Annotated in this window: 20 protein-coding genes and 3 pseudogenes; 7 read left to right on the top strand and 16 right to left on the bottom strand. The window is 67.6% G+C overall.

From position 1 onward, the window contains the following. Nucleotides 1-101: 101 nt before the first annotated feature. A complete protein-coding gene (locus tag ACFWY5_RS54860; RefSeq protein WP_379639907.1) occupies nucleotides 102-371 on the top strand; it encodes a GlsB/YeaQ/YmgE family stress response membrane protein in 270 nt (89 codons plus the stop codon). A 712-nt stretch (nucleotides 372-1,083) separates the two neighbouring features. Here ACFWY5_RS54860 and ACFWY5_RS54855 read toward each other — a convergent pair. Further along, nucleotides 1,084-1,728 carry an NADPH-dependent F420 reductase gene (locus ACFWY5_RS54855; protein ID WP_379639906.1) on the bottom strand — a complete coding sequence of 215 codons (645 nt, stop codon included), beginning with the start codon at nucleotides 1,726-1,728 and terminating at the stop codon, nucleotides 1,084-1,086. Then, nucleotides 1,725-2,579: an MBL fold metallo-hydrolase gene (locus ACFWY5_RS54850; protein WP_379639905.1), complete on the bottom strand. Its 855-nt coding sequence runs from the start codon at nucleotides 2,577-2,579 to the stop codon at nucleotides 1,725-1,727. The genes ACFWY5_RS54855 and ACFWY5_RS54850 overlap by 4 nt, the downstream gene beginning before the upstream one ends. A gap of 111 nt (nucleotides 2,580-2,690) precedes the next feature. Here ACFWY5_RS54850 and ACFWY5_RS54845 point away from each other — a divergent pair, with 111 nt between their 5' ends. Next, complete coding sequence (locus tag ACFWY5_RS54845) at nucleotides 2,691-3,017, top strand: winged helix-turn-helix transcriptional regulator (protein ID WP_379639903.1); 327 nt, start codon at nucleotides 2,691-2,693, stop codon at nucleotides 3,015-3,017. A 433-nt stretch (nucleotides 3,018-3,450) separates the two neighbouring features. On the opposite strand, the gene ACFWY5_RS54840 is transcribed toward ACFWY5_RS54845, so the two are convergent. The 5 genes from ACFWY5_RS54840 to ACFWY5_RS54820 all read right to left on the bottom strand — a co-directional run bounded on the left by ACFWY5_RS54840 (nucleotide 3,451) and on the right by ACFWY5_RS54820 (nucleotide 5,993). Continuing rightward, nucleotides 3,451-3,801, bottom strand: coding sequence for a hypothetical protein (locus ACFWY5_RS54840; protein WP_379639902.1), 351 nt, complete (start codon nucleotides 3,799-3,801; stop codon nucleotides 3,451-3,453). Nucleotides 3,802-3,840: 39 nt separating this feature from the next. Beyond that, the gene (locus ACFWY5_RS54835; protein WP_379639901.1) at nucleotides 3,841-4,407 is read right to left on the bottom strand and encodes a hypothetical protein; all 567 of its coding nucleotides are present in this window, start codon (nucleotides 4,405-4,407) and stop codon (nucleotides 3,841-3,843) included. An 85-nt stretch (nucleotides 4,408-4,492) separates the two neighbouring features. After that, complete coding sequence (locus ACFWY5_RS54830) at nucleotides 4,493-5,377, bottom strand: transposase (protein WP_379639900.1); 885 nt, start codon at nucleotides 5,375-5,377, stop codon at nucleotides 4,493-4,495. Then, nucleotides 5,266-5,544, bottom strand: coding sequence for a transposase (locus tag ACFWY5_RS54825; RefSeq protein WP_379639899.1), 279 nt, complete (start codon nucleotides 5,542-5,544; stop codon nucleotides 5,266-5,268). Before ACFWY5_RS54825 ends, ACFWY5_RS54830 begins: the two co-directional genes overlap by 112 nt. A gap of 5 nt (nucleotides 5,545-5,549) precedes the next feature. After that, on the bottom strand, nucleotides 5,550-5,993 hold the full coding sequence (locus tag ACFWY5_RS54820; RefSeq protein WP_379639921.1) for a transposase family protein: 444 nt from the start codon (nucleotides 5,991-5,993) through the stop codon (nucleotides 5,550-5,552). On the opposite strand from ACFWY5_RS54820, the gene ACFWY5_RS54815 reads away from it, so the two are divergent. Then, entirely contained in the window at nucleotides 5,994-6,206 is a 213-nt protein-coding gene (locus tag ACFWY5_RS54815; RefSeq protein ID WP_379639922.1) for a hypothetical protein, read from the top strand. Nucleotides 6,207-6,616: 410 nt separating this feature from the next. Here the strand turns inward: ACFWY5_RS54815 and ACFWY5_RS54810 are convergent, their stop codons facing one another. Beyond that, nucleotides 6,617-7,273, bottom strand: a complete 657-nt coding sequence (locus tag ACFWY5_RS54810) for a YHS domain protein (protein WP_379639897.1) — start codon at nucleotides 7,271-7,273, stop codon at nucleotides 6,617-6,619. 487 nt (nucleotides 7,274-7,760) lie between these two features. Continuing rightward, nucleotides 7,761-8,576, bottom strand: coding sequence for an SAM-dependent methyltransferase (locus ACFWY5_RS54805; RefSeq protein WP_379639896.1), 816 nt, complete (start codon nucleotides 8,574-8,576; stop codon nucleotides 7,761-7,763). 329 nt (nucleotides 8,577-8,905) lie between these two features. Here ACFWY5_RS54805 and ACFWY5_RS54800 point away from each other — a divergent pair, with 329 nt between their 5' ends. From ACFWY5_RS54800 to ACFWY5_RS54790, 3 genes are all read left to right on the top strand, one after another. Next, entirely contained in the window at nucleotides 8,906-9,160 is a 255-nt protein-coding gene (locus tag ACFWY5_RS54800; RefSeq protein ID WP_379639895.1) for a hypothetical protein, read from the top strand. Between the two features lie 974 nt (nucleotides 9,161-10,134). Continuing rightward, on the top strand, nucleotides 10,135-10,584 hold the full coding sequence (locus tag ACFWY5_RS54795; RefSeq protein WP_379639893.1) for a MarR family winged helix-turn-helix transcriptional regulator: 450 nt from the start codon (nucleotides 10,135-10,137) through the stop codon (nucleotides 10,582-10,584). Beyond that, nucleotides 10,562-13,000, top strand: a complete 2,439-nt coding sequence (locus tag ACFWY5_RS54790; protein ID WP_379639892.1) for a PEP/pyruvate-binding domain-containing protein — start codon at nucleotides 10,562-10,564, stop codon at nucleotides 12,998-13,000. Before ACFWY5_RS54795 ends, ACFWY5_RS54790 begins: the two co-directional genes overlap by 23 nt. Before the next feature lie 203 nt (nucleotides 13,001-13,203). Here ACFWY5_RS54790 and ACFWY5_RS54785 read toward each other — a convergent pair whose 3' ends face one another. Then, the gene (locus ACFWY5_RS54785) at nucleotides 13,204-13,722 is read right to left on the bottom strand and encodes a hypothetical protein (protein WP_379639890.1); all 519 of its coding nucleotides are present in this window, start codon (nucleotides 13,720-13,722) and stop codon (nucleotides 13,204-13,206) included. Between the two features lie 36 nt (nucleotides 13,723-13,758). On the opposite strand from ACFWY5_RS54785, the pseudogene ACFWY5_RS54780 reads away from it, so the two are divergent. Continuing rightward, nucleotides 13,759-13,836 (top strand): annotated as a pseudogene (locus ACFWY5_RS54780) (twin-arginine translocation signal domain-containing protein); the annotation flags it as partial. Here the strand turns inward: ACFWY5_RS54780 and ACFWY5_RS54775 are convergent. From ACFWY5_RS54775 to ACFWY5_RS54750, 6 genes and pseudogenes are all read right to left on the bottom strand, one after another. Continuing rightward, nucleotides 13,820-14,476, bottom strand: a complete 657-nt coding sequence (locus tag ACFWY5_RS54775) for a class I SAM-dependent methyltransferase (RefSeq protein ID WP_379639889.1) — start codon at nucleotides 14,474-14,476, stop codon at nucleotides 13,820-13,822. The pseudogene ACFWY5_RS54780 and the gene ACFWY5_RS54775 overlap by 17 nt on opposite strands. 59 nt (nucleotides 14,477-14,535) lie before the next feature. Then, nucleotides 14,536-15,198, bottom strand: a complete 663-nt coding sequence (locus ACFWY5_RS54770; RefSeq protein ID WP_379639888.1) for a potassium channel family protein — start codon at nucleotides 15,196-15,198, stop codon at nucleotides 14,536-14,538. Beyond that, nucleotides 15,191-16,465, bottom strand: a pseudogene (locus ACFWY5_RS54765) (TrkH family potassium uptake protein). Before ACFWY5_RS54765 ends, ACFWY5_RS54770 begins: the two are co-directional and overlap by 8 nt. Nucleotides 16,466-16,545: 80 nt before the next feature. Next, nucleotides 16,546-17,751 carry a cation:proton antiporter gene (locus ACFWY5_RS54760; RefSeq protein ID WP_379639886.1) on the bottom strand — a complete coding sequence of 402 codons (1,206 nt, stop codon included), beginning with the start codon at nucleotides 17,749-17,751 and terminating at the stop codon, nucleotides 16,546-16,548. Between the two features lie 133 nt (nucleotides 17,752-17,884). Continuing rightward, entirely contained in the window at nucleotides 17,885-18,043 is a 159-nt protein-coding gene (locus tag ACFWY5_RS54755; RefSeq protein ID WP_379639885.1) for a hypothetical protein, read from the bottom strand. Continuing rightward, nucleotides 18,040-18,221, bottom strand: a pseudogene (locus tag ACFWY5_RS54750) (hypothetical protein); the annotation flags it as partial. The pseudogene ACFWY5_RS54750 and the gene ACFWY5_RS54755, both read right to left, overlap by 4 nt.

Here is an 18,221-nt window from a genome sequence, read left to right as displayed (position 1 = left end):
GCAATAGTTGCGCAATACAGCAAGCGTTTTTGGGAACCGGCCCTCTGACCCCCTCGTTAGACGAACAGAGACGATCAGCATCTGACAGCGGGAGCCGCAGCGTGGAGATCACCGGAATCATCACAGCGATTATCATCGGCATCGCCATCGGTGCCCTGGGCAGGCTCGTCATCCCCGGCCGCCAGCACCTGCCGATCTGGCTGACCATCGTCATCGGCATCGCCGCAGCCCTGATCGGAACCGCCATCGCCAGCGCCCTGGGAGTAGCCGATACCCGCGGCATCGACTGGATCGAACTCGGCATCCAGATCGCACTCGCCGCTCTCGGCGTCTCCCTGGCCGAAGGCATCTATGGAAAGCGCAAGTCATAAGAGCCGGCGTCGAGGTACGACGTCTGCACAGAGCGAGGTACCAGGGGGCTATCTTGGTCAGCCGTAGCACGTCACTGGCACTGGACCGGGGCTGATGGTGCCCGGGAGTGCCAAGGTGACATCTCGCCGCCATCTTCGGCCAAGGCGGTGCAGGCATCTGTGCTCTGCATACACCTCCGCCGCACTGCCCACGACCTTCCCGGGCGCGCCGCCTAACGCAAGACGGGAAAGCCGTGGGCTCTTAATCCGGCGCGAGGTGTCGGGAAGCTCGATACCGCCGTCGACCAGTGCCAGCGTGGGCACAGTCCGCAACGAGGTGCCCGCGGCGAACTCGATGCCGGTGAAGGTAGACACCCTCCGGCACTGGCGCCGTGCCGGTCCGGGTCTCCGGAACGGTGATGCCCGCGTACGCCCGGCTGGCGTGTTCCCAGAACACCAGGCCCCACCCGCCCCCGCGACCGGAGTCATGGCAGTGGCCTGCTCGCTCGTGCGTGTCCACATGGTGTCGACCCACGCCAAGTCCGACTCGCGCGTCTTGAACCGCAGTCACGCGGGGGCGGATATGTCGCCTCGCGTTCTCCGTTGCCTGCCCGCTATTCAGCGTCGCGCTACGGCGTCTGGGAGGGTCACGCTGAAGGACTTGACCGAGCACCTGTAGATCAGCGCCTCGTACCGGGATTCGACGGGTGCGCTGGCGCAGAGGTTCGCTCCGTCAGCGGAGGATCGCGAAGTTGAAGTCCGAAGTCCGCAGGGTGCTGCTGAGGGATATCCACAGCAGCACGAGGGGCTCGACGCAACGCGCGGCGGACAGGCCGCCGAGATCGAGGATCTGCCGATCGGCCCAGCCGAACGACTTCAGCAGATTCACGACTTCGGCCTTGGCGGCCTGGTTGTCGCCGCACACGAATACGTTGTGCGGCCCCGGCACCCGCGCCGGGTCGGTCATCAGCGTGTTGTGCATCGTGTTGAGCGTCTTGACGATGCGGGTACGAGGGAAGGCCTGTTGCAGTTGTTCGGCGACGCTTCCTTCCGGGGGCACGACGAGCCGGGGCGGGAAGCCGTGCGAGAAGTCCAGGGGGTTGGAGACGTCCACCATGATTTTGCTGTCGAGGTTGGCGGCCCCTGCGGTGGCCAGGGCGGCGAGTGACACGAGCCCGCCGGTGGCGTTGACCACGAGCTCGCCGTGGGCGGCAGCGGCGGCGAAGGTGCCGTGGCTCCCACGATGCTCGCGCGCCCACTCAGCGGCGGCCGGGTTGTCCGCCGTACGGGAGCCGAGCATCACCTGGTGGCCGAGTCCGGCAAGTTCGGAGGCGAGCCGGCGTCCGACGTCTCCGGTGCCCAGGACGCCGATCTTCACTGCTGCGCCCTTCGCGTCGATGCACGGTCTTCGGCGGCCAGTTCGGCGGCGACGGCGTCGGCGCCGAGTCCGACCAGCCACTCCAGCCGCGCGTCAGGAGAGAACTGCGCCATGGTGCGCGTGAGTTCCTGCTTGCTGGCGTCGGTGAGTGCTGGCGCCCCGCAGGCGAGCCGTTTGATCGTTTCGCGGTACATCAACAGGTACTGGCGTTGTGCCTCCAGCATGGAGATACTGCCGGATGGCCCGTGGCCGGGCCACAGCGGTGTCCCGGCGAGGTCGTGAGCGATCCGGTCGAGGGCGGCCAGCCAATGCCCGGAGTGGCCGTCGCTCAGGTAGGCGTGCATCGAGCCGAACGCCAGGTCGCCGATGAACGCGGCCCGTCGGCCGCCGCCCTGGACCACGATGTAGGAGTCGGCGTGGCTTTCGGCTGGCCCGATGTCGTGCACGGTCAGCCGCAGCCCGCCGATATCGACGCCGTCGCCGGTGGCGATCAGGTGCTCGGGCACCCGGTAGCGGTCCGGCCACTGGTCTCCGTACACGGGCTGCCACTGCTCCCGCTTGGCGACGGCGCTCTGCTCGATCTCCTTCGCGACTGCCGCTGTGGCGTACACCGGGACGTTTTCGGGCACCACGTACGGCAGCCCGTTGAAGTGGTCGGGATGCGGATGGGTCACGAAGGCCGCCAGGAGCGGCTTGCGCAGCGCGGCGAGCCGGGCCGCCAGGGCCTCGGCGTCGGCCACCAGCAGGTTCGCGTCGATCAGCACCACCCCGTCGCCTGTTTCCAGCAGGTAGCTGTTGGCGAAGATCCCTGGCTCGGCGGCGGTGTAGACATGACACTGGAAGTCCGTCATTGCGGGTGTCCCTCTTCCTTACGTTCGCGGTGCTGTCGAACGTAAGGGCCGGGCCGCCCCTCTCACAGAAGGCACTTTGAAGTGCCCTTGACACGCCCGCCGGAGGCGCCCGTGAACCTGACGATCCCTGACGTGCTGGAGGAGTCCTGCGCCACACGCCAGGCTCTGGAGCGGCTGGCGGCCAAATGGCGGATCCTGCTGATCTACGCCCTCATGGACGGTCCGCAGCGCCCTGCCCGCCTGCGCCACCGCCTGCCTGGCATCACCCAGAAGGTGCTGACCGAGACACTACGCGGCATGGAGGCGGACGGGCTCATCACCCGCGACGTCTACAAGCAGACCGCCCCGCAGCACGTCGAGTACGCCCTCACCGATCTCGGCAAGTCCCTGCAGGGACCTCTCGCGGCCATCTGCGCCTGGGCCGTCGAGCACGCCTGACCTTGCCTCCTGTGTGACGGCGTCCCGCTGTCCCGTCCTGCAGTTCGCCGCAGCCGATCATGCTGCTCGTGACGCTGCCGGGTAAACGAAGAGGTCTCCGGTAGAGGGGTTCATCGACGGAGAAGAACCTAAAGGCCGGAGATCTCGTGCCCGCCCGCTCCCGTCGAGCCGATTCTTGTCATGTGTTCGCGAGGCCGGACTCTTGCGCGAGCCGAAAAAGTGGATTTGAACTGCCGGGGCCACGTCTGGGCGTGATGTCCAGTACGTTCGTGCCCGCGCCTGCGGGGGTGTGTCAACGAAACCTCATCGCGCAGGAGTGCGGTTTGGTCGCTGGGCAGGGCGGCGAGCACCGCAGGGATGACACTGTTCATGGTCTCACGGAGCTGCTGGCGTCGGAGGGAGTGGTCCTTCACCGGGCGGCCGGCGGGCCTTCTCACCTCGGTGCTGAGCGGGGCACTTGGCGGCCGATCTCGGTGATCAGGTGTCGTACGTGGGGGGCTCGACGGGCGTAGGGGGCGAGTTCGGCGCGGATCTCGGCGAACAGGGCTTTGCAGCGGACCGAGGTCACCTCGGGTAGTCGTTGGAGTGCGAGGTGTCCGGTGTGTACGGCTTGGTCGAGGTCGCCGGTGCGGACGTAGGCCAGGCACAGCCAGGCGCCGTGCCGTACGGCGGAGCGCTGGTGTGTCTGGGAGGTGTCTGAGGCGCGGGGGCGCAGGAGCGTCTCGGCGTCGCAGACGAGCAGGTTGCGGCGGCGGGTGGGCAGGTGGTGGGCGAGCATGACCATGGCGCGCCCGCTGATCGCGTCCAGCTCTGTCGGGGTGAGCTACCCGGCCCAGGACGGACCGTCATCGTGGTGGGCGTCGTCGATCAGGGCGAGGGCGTGGTCTCGGGCGCGTTGGAGGCTGGATAGGTCACCCGCGCCGGCGTGCGCGAGGGTGCTGCGGGCCGCGATAAGTGCCTGCACCTTGGCGGGGGCGTGGGAGGCCGACTGCTGGGCGGCGGCGAGCTGGAGTGCCTCGCTGTGTTTGCCCAGGATGGTGGCCTGGTTGCTCATCAGGGCCATGATGCTCGCGCGCAGGCCATGGTCCCCGGCGGAGTGGGCCGAAAGTAACCCGGTTTTGTACCAGCGTTGTGCGAGGCCGTCGTGTGCGGATTCGTGGGCCATCCAGCCGCAGGTCTGGGCGAGCTGCGCGAGTGCGGCGCACAGGCGTTGCCCGGTTGGTGCGTCGTAGCTGCTGCTTTCCACCGGGCGGGAGACGGCGGCGAACTGGTCGGCGACGAAGCTGGCGGCGGCGCTGCCGTGCCGCTCATCCAGTTGCTGGGCGCTGGCCACCATGGTGTCGATGAGGGATACCACCGGAGGTGAGACCCGGCCGTGTGGTCCGGTCACTGCGGGGATGGGGAACGCGGCTTCCTGACAGCGGCCATGAGAAGCGGCTCAGGCGCATTTTGTGTGGTGGAGTTACTGTCTGTGATTAGTGTGCGTGGAGGATGAGTTTGCGGAGAAGATCTAGGTTTGCCCGGCCGTAGCGACTGCGTTTGAGGGCTTTCACGCGTGTCACGTTGCCCTCAACTGGGCCGGACGAATAGGGCAGCGAGAGACCGTTGGTGACGGCGCTTTGGTCGGCGGACAGGCTGCGGGCTAGGGAATGCAGGCGGGGTATGGGGCCGGCGTCGACCTGAGCCAGCCAGGGTTTGAGCGCGGTTTGCCCGGTTCGGTTGGCCATCATCTGGGCGAATGTGGTGACGTGTCGATCGAGGGCGGCCAGTTGTGGGCTGCGTTTCAGGATGGTGGCGAGTCGTTGTTTCTCCTTGTCGGTGAGATGGTCGGGATGGCTGGTGATCCATCGGGTGACCTCTCGGACGGTTGGGTTGAGGACGGGCGAGGTCCGGCGCGGGGCGCCGCTTCGGAAGGGTTCGAGGTAGCGGCGGATGGTGCGGCGACTGTCGTCGTAGCCGAGGGCGAATAGTTGTGCGCCGTTGGTGATGCCGTCCTGGGTGACCCGTTGGTGCAGGTAGGGCATGAAGTCCTGGAACGGGCGTCTGCGGCGGCCTCGCTGGTGAATGAGCTCCTCAGCAGTGGCGGCGTCGCGGAATCGGCGGACGGTCTTGGGGGTGAGGCCGAGGATCCGGCAAATTTCGCTGACGTTGCGCCCATCGGCCATGAGTGCGTGGACGGCGGCGTAGCGCTCCCTGGTCCGTGTGGCGATGCGTGTCTCGGGATCAGAACCGGTCGAAGTGGCAGGGCCTATGCCTGTAACTGCCTCGTCTTCCACCTCGGGTTCGGGTTCACGCAGGTCGACGCGGTGGGCACGAACGGTGACCTCGGCCGCGTCGCATACGTTTTCCACAGATGCCACCGATCAGCCACCTCGATCGCCAAAGGTGCGCCGGCCTGAGCGCCTTCGGCGTAGGCACCGGCGCGGTCTCGGCAGATGACTTCGACGCCTGGATGCTGTTCGAGCCACTGGGCGAGGGCCTCGCTACCGCGGCCGTCCAGGACGTCTATCGGCCGGTGCGTGTTCATATCGATCAGCAGGGTCGCTTACGAGTTTCGCGCTGTTTGGCGAAGTCGTCGACCCCCAGCACCCTGACCCGGCCGATCTCAAGGTCGGGCAGAGCTCGGACCAGCCTGATCAGAGTGTCTCGAGACGCGGTCACGCCGAGCGTCGCGGCCAGGCGGGCGCCGGGCCTGGCAGCCAGAGTGAGCGCGAACGACTCGAGCATCCGGCGTAGTGGCCGGGTGTTGCGAGCGTATCGGCCGGCCAAGGTCCCGGCGGGCTCGGTGAAGGTCTGTACCTTGCACAGCGGGTTCTGGCAGATCAGCCTCCGCACCGACAGCTCGATCAGCACCTGACGTCCACCAGCAGGCAGGTCCTGCAGCAGCCGCCGATACCGGCCGTGGACACGCGATGACAGCTTCCCGCAGCCGGTACATCCCGACGGCGTTCCCTTCGTCCGTGCCCTGACGAGCACATGCGATCCGCGATCGACAACGTCCCAGACGACCAACTCAGCCAGCTGGGGCAGGAACGCCTTCAGCCAGCGGCCATCACCCGGCGCATGCTCCCGCTCGGCGAGCTTCCGCTCGCTCTCATGATCGCCAGAGCCGAGAACCGTACAGTCCCGACCTCGGCCACCGCGCAGCGCCGGAGACTGCTGGCCGCTCTGGTCGGCTGTCCGGAATGACCGTAGCCCCTCACGCGCATTGGGCCACACGCACGCGGTGAGACGAGACACGTGCACAAACCGCGGACATCGCGGTCGGTGACTGCGCTGTGATCGCCCTTCCCTCATGCACGCTGGGCTCGAAGGTGTTTCGAGTTCGGTCTAGGATCAGGTTTGTGCCTGAGCACGACCCTGATCCGCAGCCGGTCAAGATCCCACCCGATGGAGCCGGGAACGTCCCTCACCAGGGCTGACCCGGTACAGCGGATCAGCTGTTGCGTCTCATCGGAGCTGACGCAGGACCAGCCCCTGGGCTGGGGTGCGTCAAGTCGAGTGAGACAAGCGAGGTCCCCTCGACGATGTCAAAGTGGTCGCTGAGCTGCGGTGCGTCAGATCTACTGAGACTGCGACAGTTCAGGTGAGACGCAACATCAGCTCGGGCGTTTCCTGGCGAGTGACAGGCCGTGCTCGTCGGCGAAGGCACGGCGGCACATGCCATGGCAGAAGCCGTACAAGACGCCTTCGTGCACGAGGGTGAGGGTGGAGTCGTCGAGGTCCACACTCATGCCGCAGATCGGGTCGATCAGCTTGTCGCGCTCGTGCGATGCCTCGCCGCCTGGGGTGCGGTCGCGGTAGTTGCGTGAGACGAACTCGGTGAGGCCCATGCTGCCCATGACCCTGCCGTGGAGCCCGATGCCGCCCTCGGTGACGCCCTCGACGAGCACCGTCGCGTGGGGCTCGCGCCGCAGGCGGCCGGGATCGCGCCCGGCGGCTCCCTCTGTCTCGGCCAGGACGCCAGTGACGATGTCCACCGTGGCCTCACACATCTCCTTGCGCCATGACGCCGGGACCGTGACGCGTACGAGGTAGCGCGGCGGGCTTGCGGGATCCGCGACCGGCCGATCACCGAGGACCCAGGTGGCAGGCTCGTGCACGAGCACCTGTGCGATCGTACGCTGGGCGTCGATGACCTCGATGGCGTGGCTGTCGTCCTCCACCATCAGCGTGTCGATGAGCCGGCGCCCCAGCGCCTGGCGCTCGTCCTCATCCAGGGCTCCCTTGGGGACGAAGACCTCGATCAGCAGCATCGCTCTAACTCAACTCCTCGGAACGGCTTCCCATACCGCTCCACCATGCCCCGGCCGGGTATGCGAGGCATCCTGCGGGGGGACGATCCATTCCCTACCGCACGGGAAGTAGGCCGAGGTTCCCTACCGCACGGGAAGTAGGCCGAGGTGCAGGTGCGACACCCGACGTAGGGCCGGGCCCGCGCCATCCGCCGGTCACCGCGCCGACCGCCCCCGCACGCCGCAGCCCACTAGCGCCGGAGGACAGCGCACACACGTCGAGGAGGTTCTTGACCGGAGCGGAGCAGCCGCTCGGCGTCGGCGATGCGATGCGAATGCAGCCTCTTCAGAGCCGGCCCGGAGAACGGAGAGGTCGCCGTCAGGTGGAAACCCGACAAGCCAGCTGCGCCTCTCATCAGGTTGCACACGCCAGCCGGTGCGGCAAGGAGGACGCGTCAGTCCCATGACCAGCACTGTAACGGCAGCTTTGAAAGTTCCGGGCCGTGGCTTATGGCTTTCGAGCCACGCCGCACACCGCGCTGACCACGGTGGACGCCTCCTCCCACCGGTCAGGTGCGGGTCGCCACTGCGGCGTCGGCACGACGCCGGGATCAACCAGCTCCAAGCCGGTGAAGAACTTGGCGATCTGTCCAGGGCTGCGCAGCTGGTAGGTGTTGGCCGCGGTGCGGTTGTAGCCGTTGACCGCCTGCACCAGCGCCGGGTTGGTGTTGGTGCCGTCGCTGAGCGCCAGGCAACTGCCCGGCACCAGGGGCTGCATCAGCTGATCAATGAGTGTCTTGGGGCCGGCATCATCGGTGACCTGCCCGGCGATGCTGAGCATCATCACCGCGATGGGCTTGGTGAAGTCGAGCGTCTTGGCCGCGCCGTCGAGGATCATCTCCGGGTGACGCACATCGGCGTCGAGGTAGTCGGTCGCCCCCGACGGCGTGCTGGTCAGGAGCGCGCGGGCGTGCACCAACACGATCGGGTCGTTGTCCACGTAGACGATGCGGGACTCTGGGGCGAGGCGCTGGGCGACCTCGTGGGTGTTGTCGGCGGTCGGCAGTCCGGTGCCGATGTCCAGGAACTGCCGGATGCCGGCCTCGCTCACAAGGTAAGTGACGGCGCGGATCAGGAACTCCCGCTGGAGGCGGGCGACCATGGCGAAGTCCGGGAACGTGGCCAGCAGGATTTGGCCGACCTCGCGGTCGACGGCGAAATTGTTCTTGCCTCCGAGCAGGAAATCCCACACCCGGGCCGAATGCGGGACGGTCGTATCCACACGCGCCCACGCCGATTGGGCGGAGGTGCTGTTGTCACTCATTGGAAATCCTTGTGCAGGGGAGGGGGTTCAACGCTACAGCAGCGTCTCCTAGACGAATGAGTCCGATGTGATTAGTGGCCCCCTACCGTTGTGGCATCTGGGCCCGTCGGGTTGATGCACGGATGGGTTGAGTGTGGCTTTCAGCGGTCTGCCGTTGATGTGGCTTCCTACGACTCGCCGCTCGCCCCTCTGATTAAGAGCTGCGATCTGATCGCTGAGTACGAGCCTCACGGCGACGTCGTCTGCGGGCTGAACTAGAACCTGCTGGTGAGAGGCTTAAAGCGACGTGAGCGTGGGCCGGGGTTGACATCGGCCGGGAACACCATCACGTGGCGGTGGCCGATTGGGACGACGTGTCGCCGGTCGCCAACGACGAGACGGCGCTGCTGGAGCCGATCGAAGATGGTTTGGGCCAGGCCGAGGAGATGACTTGGGCGATCGACCTGCACAGCAGCGAGGCGGTGCCGCTGCTTGACCATGGCCCGATGGTCCATCTACATGCCGGGTATCGTGGTCAACCGGGCGGCCGAGGGCTACCGCGGGGCGGGCAAGGCCGATGCCACGGACGTCCTGATCATCGCTGATCAGGCGCGGATGCTCCGTGAGCTGACCGTCCCGTGGACGGTGACGAGAAGGTGGTCGTCGAGCTGCGGATGCTGTGGCTCGCCGCACGGATCTGGCAGCCGACCGTACTCGGGCGGTCAACCGGCTGCATGAGCAGCTGCTGGCGATCTGCCCAGCTCTCCGGCCGACCCTTGACCTGTCCACCAAGGGCCGTATGCCTTGCTGACCGGGCTTCCAGGCCCGAGCCAGCGGCCGCGTGATCGGCATTGATGACCACACCGCGTGGCTGCGTGAGCGAACGTCCGTAACGCGGGCTGCGCCTGCCGATAATCGCGTCCGTGTAGTTCAAGCGGCATGTGTATTCGTGGAGGCTTCCTCCGAGCCGGTCGTGTTGGGGGAGGTTCAGGCCGAGGGTGCGCGGTGGCTCGCTGATCGCGATGGGGACAGCGCGAAGTGGAGCCGCCTGGTAGAGGCCTTGATGAGCGCGATGCTCGTTGTAGAACTTCGCGGCTCGCCATGCCGCCGATGATCGTAGTCGGGGCGGCTCGGCGTGATTGGAGCGCACCTGCCGACTGGCTCGGTAGCCCAATACCTCATCCGCTATACCGATCGGCCGGTGCCACAGGTGTCCGACGCGGCCGCCGCTGAGCACGGACAGAGCGTCACATCGATCTAACTCGTGGCAGGACTCAGGTCCCGAGTGAGTTCGCGAGTCCGGCCTTGCAGGATTTCATGGCGGGGGTGTCGGCCGTCTCGGAATTGCAGGAGTGATCCGGGAACGGCAGGGCGTGGAGGTCCGCGCACGCAGGTAGGTCACCGCTTGGGCAGGCCGCGGAGAGCCCTCGTCAGGGCGCGACCGTTCCCACCGCCCCTTCACGCTTATGGCGATCTATACGCGTTCCTGACGGCACTGCCATGGGTCTTGACGCCCAACAGGTCTATAGTTGCGGTCTAGCATCTATTGCGTGATGGCAATCTTTTTGGGGTGACGAGTATGGATGACCGGGGGCGTCTTCTCGACTTGCTCGCCTCGATGCAGCGTGACCTGATGCCGTCGATGCTGCGGATGCACGAGAGCGACGACCTGAGGCTGCTCGACAGCGTGATGCTTCAGGTCCTTGACCGGGGCGGCGCGCCGACGGTCAAGGAGATGGCTGCGCTGGTGGGCCGGTCGGTCTCGCGGACCAGCCGGATCGTTGACAGCCTCGTGCGGCGCGGGCTCGCCGAGCGATACGAGGATGAGGCCGACCGTCGGGTGCGCAGGATCCGCCTCAGCGAAGAGGGCGCTGCGGCGCTGCGGCGGATGCGGAGTATCCGTACCGATGCGCAGTTGGCGCTGTGGGAGCAGTTCACGGAGGAAGAGCGGGAAGTTGTCCTGCGCTCCATGGAGATCTATGCGAAGGCTGCGAGGAGGATTAGGGATGCAACTGATCCGGCTGTCTGAGGTCGACTCTTCCATGGTCGATCTGGTGGGCGGCAAGGCCGCGGGGCTGGGGGAGATGATCAAGGCGGGTGAGCGTGTCCCGGACGGCTTCTGCCTGACAGTCGAGTCCTATACGGCCGGTGACCTCCCCGAGGACGAGCTGATCGACGCCTACCGGCGGCTCGGCGGTGGACGTGTGGCCGTGCGTTCCAGCGCCACCGCCGAGGACCTGCCGGAGGCCAGCTTCGCCGGCCAGCAGGACACTTACCTCAACGTCGAAGGCGACGGCCCGCTCCTGGATGCGGTCCGCCGGTGCTGGGACTCGCTGCACAACGAGCGCGCCGTCGCCTACCGCAACGCTGCGGGCATTGACGAAGCGGCCATGGCCGTGGTGATCCAGCGCATGGTCGACCCCGCGGTCGCCGGTGTCCTGTTCACCGCCAATCCCATCACCGGCTGCCGCACCGAGATGATCGTGGACGCCGCCCCTGGGCTCGGCACCGCCATCGTCGATGGGACGGTCGTCCCCGATCATTACGTCCTGGACCACCAGGCGTCGGCCGTATCGGCTGATGACGGATGTCTCAGCCGGGGTCAGCTCGACGCGTTGCGCGCGGCCGGTCGGCGGCTGCAGGCGCACTTCGGCGGCCCGCAGGATATCGAGTGGGCGATCGACGCCGATGGGACGCTGTGGCTGCTGCAGTCCCGGCCGATCACCACCCTGTTCCCCGCCCCGCCCGACACCGGCGATACGCGGCTCTATCTCGAGTTCGGCCATATTCAAGGCATGCTCCGGCCGACTACACCCATGGGCGTGTCCCTGCTGAAGACGGGCGCGGGTCAGTGGTTCAAGGCCGCCGGCGCCGCCGTCGACCCCCGTAACCCGCTGCCCCGGCTGGTACCCATCGGCGGGCGGCTCTATTTCGACCTGACCGACTTCGTGCGCAGCAAGGCCATGCGCAAGCGGTTGGGCACCTCGCTGGAGGTGTACGGGCCGCGGGTCCAGGGCGCTGTCGCGCGCATGCTGGACGACCCGCGTTTTGCGCCGCGCCGTGGCCTGCCCTTCCGCCTCGGTACGGTCATGAAGATGACCGTACGGCTGACGCCGCTCGCGATCGTCGGTCTCGCCCGCAGCCTGGCCAGGCCGGATACCGCCCGAGCCGCGGCCTTGCGCGGCGTGGAGGAGATCAAGCGCCAGACCGTGCCGCCCTCCGCCGCGGCCACCGCTGCGGAACGGCTGCGCTGGGTCATCGAGGATTCCCACAAAGCGATCATGAGCATCGACATGCACGGCGTCATGTGGCCGCTGATGGCCGGCATGATCGCCGGGACGGCTCCGGCGGGCCTGCTGAAGGGCGTGGCCAGCGAGGAAGAACTGGATGCGGTCGTGGCCGGCATGCCGTACAACGTGACCACCGAGATGGATCTGGCGCTGTGGCGGATCGCGGTGCGAGCACGCGAGCACCGCGAGCTGTTCGGCACAGCCCCGCCGCAGGACCTGGCCGCGCGCCACCTAGCGGGGGACCTGCCGGACATCGGCATGACCGCCTTCCTCGACCGGTACGGCATGCGCGCCGCGGCCGAGATCGACGTCGGCATGCCCCGCTGGGCGGACGACCCGGCTCCGCTGTTTGCCACGATCGCCAACTACCTGCGGGTGGATGATCCCGGGCAGGCGCCCGACCGGCGCTTCGAGCAGGCCGCGAACAAGGCGGCCAGGACGATCGAGACGGTGTCGCGGCGGGCGCGGCGCGCCCGGCCGGTGCGCGGGCGGCTGGCGACCTTCTTCATGCGCCGCTCGCGCAAGCTGACCGGGCTGCGGGAGATCGGCAAGTTCGCCTGGCTGCCCGCGATCCAGGCCGCGCGAACGCAACTCCTGCTCGTCGGGAACGATCTGGCCGGCCGGGGCCTGCTGGAGCGCGGGGACGACATCATGTTCCTCGACCTGGCTGAAGCACGAGCCGCGGTCCACGACGGGGCAGATCACCGGGCTTTGGTCGCGGCCCGCCGGAGCGAGTACCGCCGGGAGTTGCGGCGCCCCGCCGTTCCGGGTGCGCTGCTGTCAGATGGCACCGACGTCGAAGCGCTCGCCCCTGCGGAAGTCGCGCGGGACGGCGTGCTCGTCGGGATGGCGGGGGCCGCGGGCAGGGCGACCGGCAAGGCGCGAGTGATTCGTGATCCGGCTGGTGCGCACATCGAGCCGGGCGAGATCCTGGTGGCACCCACCACCGATCCCGGTTGGACGCCCTTGTTCCTGACCACGGCCGGGCTGGTCACCGAGACCGGTTCGCCAGTCGCGCACGGGCCCACCGTCGCCAGGGAGTACGGCATTCCGGCCGTCATCTGCGTGCGCAACGCCACACACGAAATCAAAACCGGGCAAATAATCACCATCGACGGAGCCGCAGGCACGGTAAGAGTGGAAGCCGAAAGCTGAACTTTTGAGGAGTCGGGGCCACCCATGCAGGGCACGGCCGTCATCAGCACTTTCGACCCCCCGGAAATCAGCACGTCGGCGTGGGGAGGCCAGCGACGGAGTGCACTGGCAGCTCAGCCGGTTCTGCGCCCCGTGCGACCACCTGGATGTCCTGTTCTGGTCACTATTGCGGTCAACTGCCGCGGGAAGGTGGCTTCGGATGCTCAAAGGTAGCGTCGGCGCCACTGTTGTGCCAGGCGGCGCCAGCCTAGGTGGCGGCCGTGCAGGCGCCGGGCGAGGATGTTGACGGCCACGATCGCCAGCGCGCATCCCAGCACGGTGAACACTGCCGCCCAGCTCGCGCGGGCGAAAGCGTCGTCAGGTGTAGTCGGGGGTGAGACTGCGGCGCCGGTGCGTCGGTCCACCCAGATCTCCAGGCGCATCCCCGCTTCGCTGGTGAGTGGCGCAGCGAGTTCTCCGGTGTGCTCGCGTCCGTCCGGCGTGCTCCATCGCGCGGTGAACAGTCGGGGGATCACGACGGGTACTTTGCCGCTGTGCACGGCGCTTGGCAGCAGTTCGATCAGCTCGGCCTCGACGATCACGTGGGTGGTGGCCTGGTCCTCGCCAAGTTCGACGGCATTGGCGTGGACGATACGGCCGACCACGAAGGCGATCAGGAGGGTGGCGAAAAGGGCCGCGCCGAGGCGACGGGGGATGATCGGCGGGTGGGGCGACGGCTGCATCTGCGACTCCGGTGCGGCTGAACGTGTGCCGACCAGACTTCCCGGCGCTCCTTTCTCAAGGTATCAACGGCAGCAGCCGCCGGCCAGGGGCCGGTGCTCAGGGTGAGGGGGTGAGCGCGATGCCGACGACGTGGCTGACGTGCTGCACGGTGCGGTGCTCGACGTCCTCGAGGATGAAGCCCGCCTCGTGGATGGCGGCCACGGGGTCGCAGGCGGGATGGCAGCCGCCACTGGCTCGCGCCCAGATCGGTGTCACGAGGGTTTCGGCGAGGGCGAGGATAGGGTTGGCCGAGCGTACGTGTTCGTAGAAGCGGAGCTGGCCGCCCGGCCGTAGGACTCTGCGTATTTCGGCCAGCGTTTGCTTCAGTGGAGCGCAGCAGAGCACGAGGGCGCAGACCACGGCGTCGCAGGAGCCGTCGGCGACGGGTATGCGGGTGGTGGTTCCGTCGATGATCTGGACGCTGGCAGGGATGCTGTCGGCGATCTGCGCCGCCGTGGATCGAAGGAACGGGTCCGGTTCGACCAGGACGATGTCGGTGACGTCCGGCGGGTAGCAGGTGAGTTTGACGCCGTCGCCGGCGCCGATCTCCACCACGCGCCCGGCGAGTCCGGCCAGGAGGTGCTCGCGTTCGGGGGTCGGACGGGAGGCGGGGCCACGGCCGGTGCAGACGGGCCGAGGGTGGTGGAACTGTTCCATGCCGGTGCCGATCTCGGCTGTGCTGCCGGAAGGTTGCTGGGGGGTGAGTGCCATCATGACCCCACTATCGGCCCGCAACCCCCACGAAAAGCATCTTGTCGACGAAATCTTGACCTTTAGGGAAGCTCGGCGAAACGTTCGACGTCCTGTGTCGGGCCGGAGACGATGATGAGGTCGCTGTAGGTGACTTCGGTCTCGGCGGTGGCGTACGTGAATTGCTCGCCTTCGCTTTTTACGGCCACGATCGTGACGCCGTACTTGCGCCGCAGCCCGGATTGGCCGAGCGGGATGCCGACAGAGTCCTTGGGCGGGCGGGTCTTGGCCATGGCGAAGTTCTCGTCGACCTCCATGTAGTCGAGCATGCGCCCGCTGACCAGGTGTGCCACCCGCTCGCCCATGTCGTGTTCGGGCAGCACCACGTGCTGGACGCCGACCCGGGTGAGGATCTGGGCATGCTGGCGGCTGACCGCCTTGGCCCAGATGTCGTCGATCTCCAGCTCGACCAGGAGTGAGGCGGTCAGGATGGAGGCTTCCAGGTCGCTGCCGATGGCGACGACCGCCCGGTAGAAGTCGGCGACGCCAAGTTGGCGGAGTGAGTCGATGTCGGTGGAGTCGGCGGCGGCGATCTGGGTGATCTGCCCGGCCAGGCTCTGCACGACTTTGGGGCGGCTGTCGATGGCCAGAACCTCGGTACCCCGACGGGTGAGTTCCAGCGCCAGTGCGGTGCCGAAGCGGCCCATACCGATGACCACGACCGGGTCGCTGTGTATGTCAGCCAACGATGACCCTTTCCACGGGGAGTTCGTAGCGGCGGGCGCGTTCCTTGAGCGCGAGCGCGGTGCCGAGGGTGAGCGGACCGATCCGACCGATGAACATGAGGATCACTAACACAACCTGCCTGGCAGGGGTGGCCTCAGCGGTGATCCCGGTCGACAGGCCGACCGGGGCGAAGGCCGAGACGACCTCGAAGAGCACCCTATCCAGGCTGTGCGGGGTGAGGGCGAGCAGCAGGTAGGTCGACACCGACACGAGCGCCACGCTGATCATGGTGAGGGAGACGACCTGCCGCTGAGCAGCTCCGGCCAGCCGGCGGTGGCCGACGTTCACCCGTGACTCGCCGCGTAATTCGGCCCAGATGAGGAAGGCGAGCAGCCCGAAGGTGGTGACTTTGATGCCGCCGGCGGTGCTCGCGCTGCCGCCGCCGATGAACATCAAAAGGTCGGTGAACTGCCAGCTGGTGGGGTACATCTGGGAGATGTCCAGGCTGTTGAACCCGGCCGTGCGGGGCATGACGCCGGTGAAGAACGCGGCCAGCAGTTTGCCCGCCCCGTCCAGTCCGCCCAGGGTCTTCGGGTTGCGCCATTCGGTGAACAAGTACACCAGGGTGGCGGCGACCAGAAGAAGGAGGGTGACGGCGACGGTGATACGGGTGAGGACCGACCAGCGCCGGGGCGTACGCCACAGTTTGGCCAGCTCGAAGGCCACGGGGAAACCCAGGCCGCCGACGATCACCGCGGCGGCGATCGGCAGGCACACCCACGCATCGGTCACGAACCGCATCAGACTGTCGGGCCACAGCGCGAAGCCGGCGTTGTTGAAAGCCGAGACCGCGTGGAAGGCGCCCAGGTAGAAGGCCTGGCCGAATGGCTCGCCGTAGCCGGTCATGAACCGCGCGGTGAGGATGAGCACGACGACGGCTTCGCACGCCAAACTGAAAAGCACGACGTTACGTACCACGCGCCGCACACCGGACATGCTCAACTACTTGGTCTCCGCCTGCGCGAACAGGCGGGCGCGCAGCCCGAGCCTGCCCGCCACCAGCACGGTGAACAGCGTGGCCAGCGTCATGATGCCGAGACCGCCGACCTGGATCAGGACGGCGATCACCACCTCGCCGAAGACCGGCCAGTGCGCGGCCGTGTCCACCACGACCAGCCCGGTCACACAGACGGCCGACGTCGCGGTGAACAGCGCCGCCAGCCAACCGGCGGACTCGCCGTTCGTCGTGGCGAGGGGCAGAGCCAGCAGGGCCGTGCCGAGCAGCATCGCGCTGCCGAACCCGGTGGTGATGACCTGAGCCGGGTGCTGAACCCGGCTGAGGAGAACGGCAGCGCGCCGCGAGCGCCTCATGGAGGACTCTTGCGGAGGCGGCCGAACCAGGCGGGTACGTCGCGTTCGTCGTCGAAGCCCCGGGCGACGACGATGTCGGTGGAGGAGTGCAGCAGGATCGAGGCCACGATGGTGACGGCCACGAGCTGGAAGACCTGCTGGGAGGCGGCGATGCCGGAGGCCAGCACGATCAGGCTGTAGACGACCGAGGCGAAGCCCTTGGGGCCGAACCAGGCCACCGCCGCCTGCTCGCGCACGCTCAGCCCGGAGCCGAGGAACGACACCCAGATCGCGACCGGCCGGGCCAGCACCAGCGCGGCGATGGCGAACAGCCAACCCTGCCAGCCCACCGAGCCGAGCAGCGCCGGGGTGATGAGGGCGCCGAAGACCAGCAGCGCGACCAGCTTGAACAGTTCGGCGATGAGCTCGCCGAAGTGCTCGAACGACTCGCGCTGCCGCTGGCCGAAGGTCGCCACCGTGATCCCGGCGGCGAACGCGGCCAGGAACAAATTCCCGTGCGTGATCTTGCCCAGGGCCAGAACCAGCAGGCCGATGGCCAGTGCGTTGAGTGGCTCGTACTGGGTGGAGGCGGAAAACCAGCGCGTCTGCTCCAGCTTGATGGCCAGCCACGGCACCGCCACCCCGATCACCACGCCGAGGCCGAGTTCCAGACCGAGTTCACCCAGGTGCAGGTCTTCCGACCCGGCGGCCACAGCCAGCAACAGCATCACGAACGGCAAGGCCAGCCCGTCGTTGACGCCCGACTCCACATTCAGCAGCTGCCGTAGCCGCGGCGGCACCTTCTCGTTGCCGACCAGCGCCGCGGCGAACACCGGGTCGGTCGGCGCCAAAATCGCGCCGATCAGCAGCGACTCCACCCAGCCCAGACCGACCAGGTAATGCGCAAGCAGCGCGGTGATGATCAGGGTGAGCGGCAGCCCCCAGCCCAGCGCCCGGCCGGGCAGCCGCCACGCGCTGCGCAACTCGGTCCAGCCGACCCGCATGCCGTCACTGAACAACACCGCGAACAGCGCCAGCTCGGCCAGCGAGCCGACCAGTGCGTCGTCGGGCCTGAGCGGGATCACGCCCAGCACGCCATCACCCAGGACAAACCCCGCCACCAGGAACAGGGCCGCCGTGGACAGGATCGTCCGGTGCGCGAGGCCGGACACTAGGACGGCGAGCAGCAAAACGGCCGCGAACGCCACGAGCAGGGTGATCATCGGGATGCCTCCGGTCGGGACCTTGCCGACCAGACTTCCCGGCGCGCCGCGCTATACCGTAGCAGCACGCCCTTGGCGAGCGTCCATACGCAGCCTTAGCGGATTCCCTACGCATCCAGACGCTCGCCCTACGCTAGGGCCGCTTGCTGTCGCGATAGACCAACGCCCGCACGATGAGCAGGATGACCACCACGACACCAGCAGGCCATAACAGGGACGGCGAGCCGCCTGCGGCCAACCAGATCGCGACGAAGAGGCCGAACAGTCCGAGACGGCTGACAAGATCGTTCACAGATAGCGCAGCCACAGGTAGGGCACGCACAGCGCGATGGTCACAACCGTGACGATGAGCCCGTACTTGGTGAACTGCCAGAAGCTGATCGGCGTGCCGTTACGGGCAGCGATGCCGAGCACCACGACGTTGGCGGCGGCGCCGACGGCGGTGGCGTTGCCGCCGAGGTCGGCGCCGA

Origin of the sequence: Nonomuraea sp. NPDC059007, from assembly GCF_042740555.1 — a bacterium.
GTDB lineage: Bacteria > Actinomycetota > Actinomycetes > Streptosporangiales > Streptosporangiaceae > Nonomuraea.
Note: the sequence above shows the minus strand (reverse complement) of the source record. Positions and strands in the feature narration are given on the sequence as shown.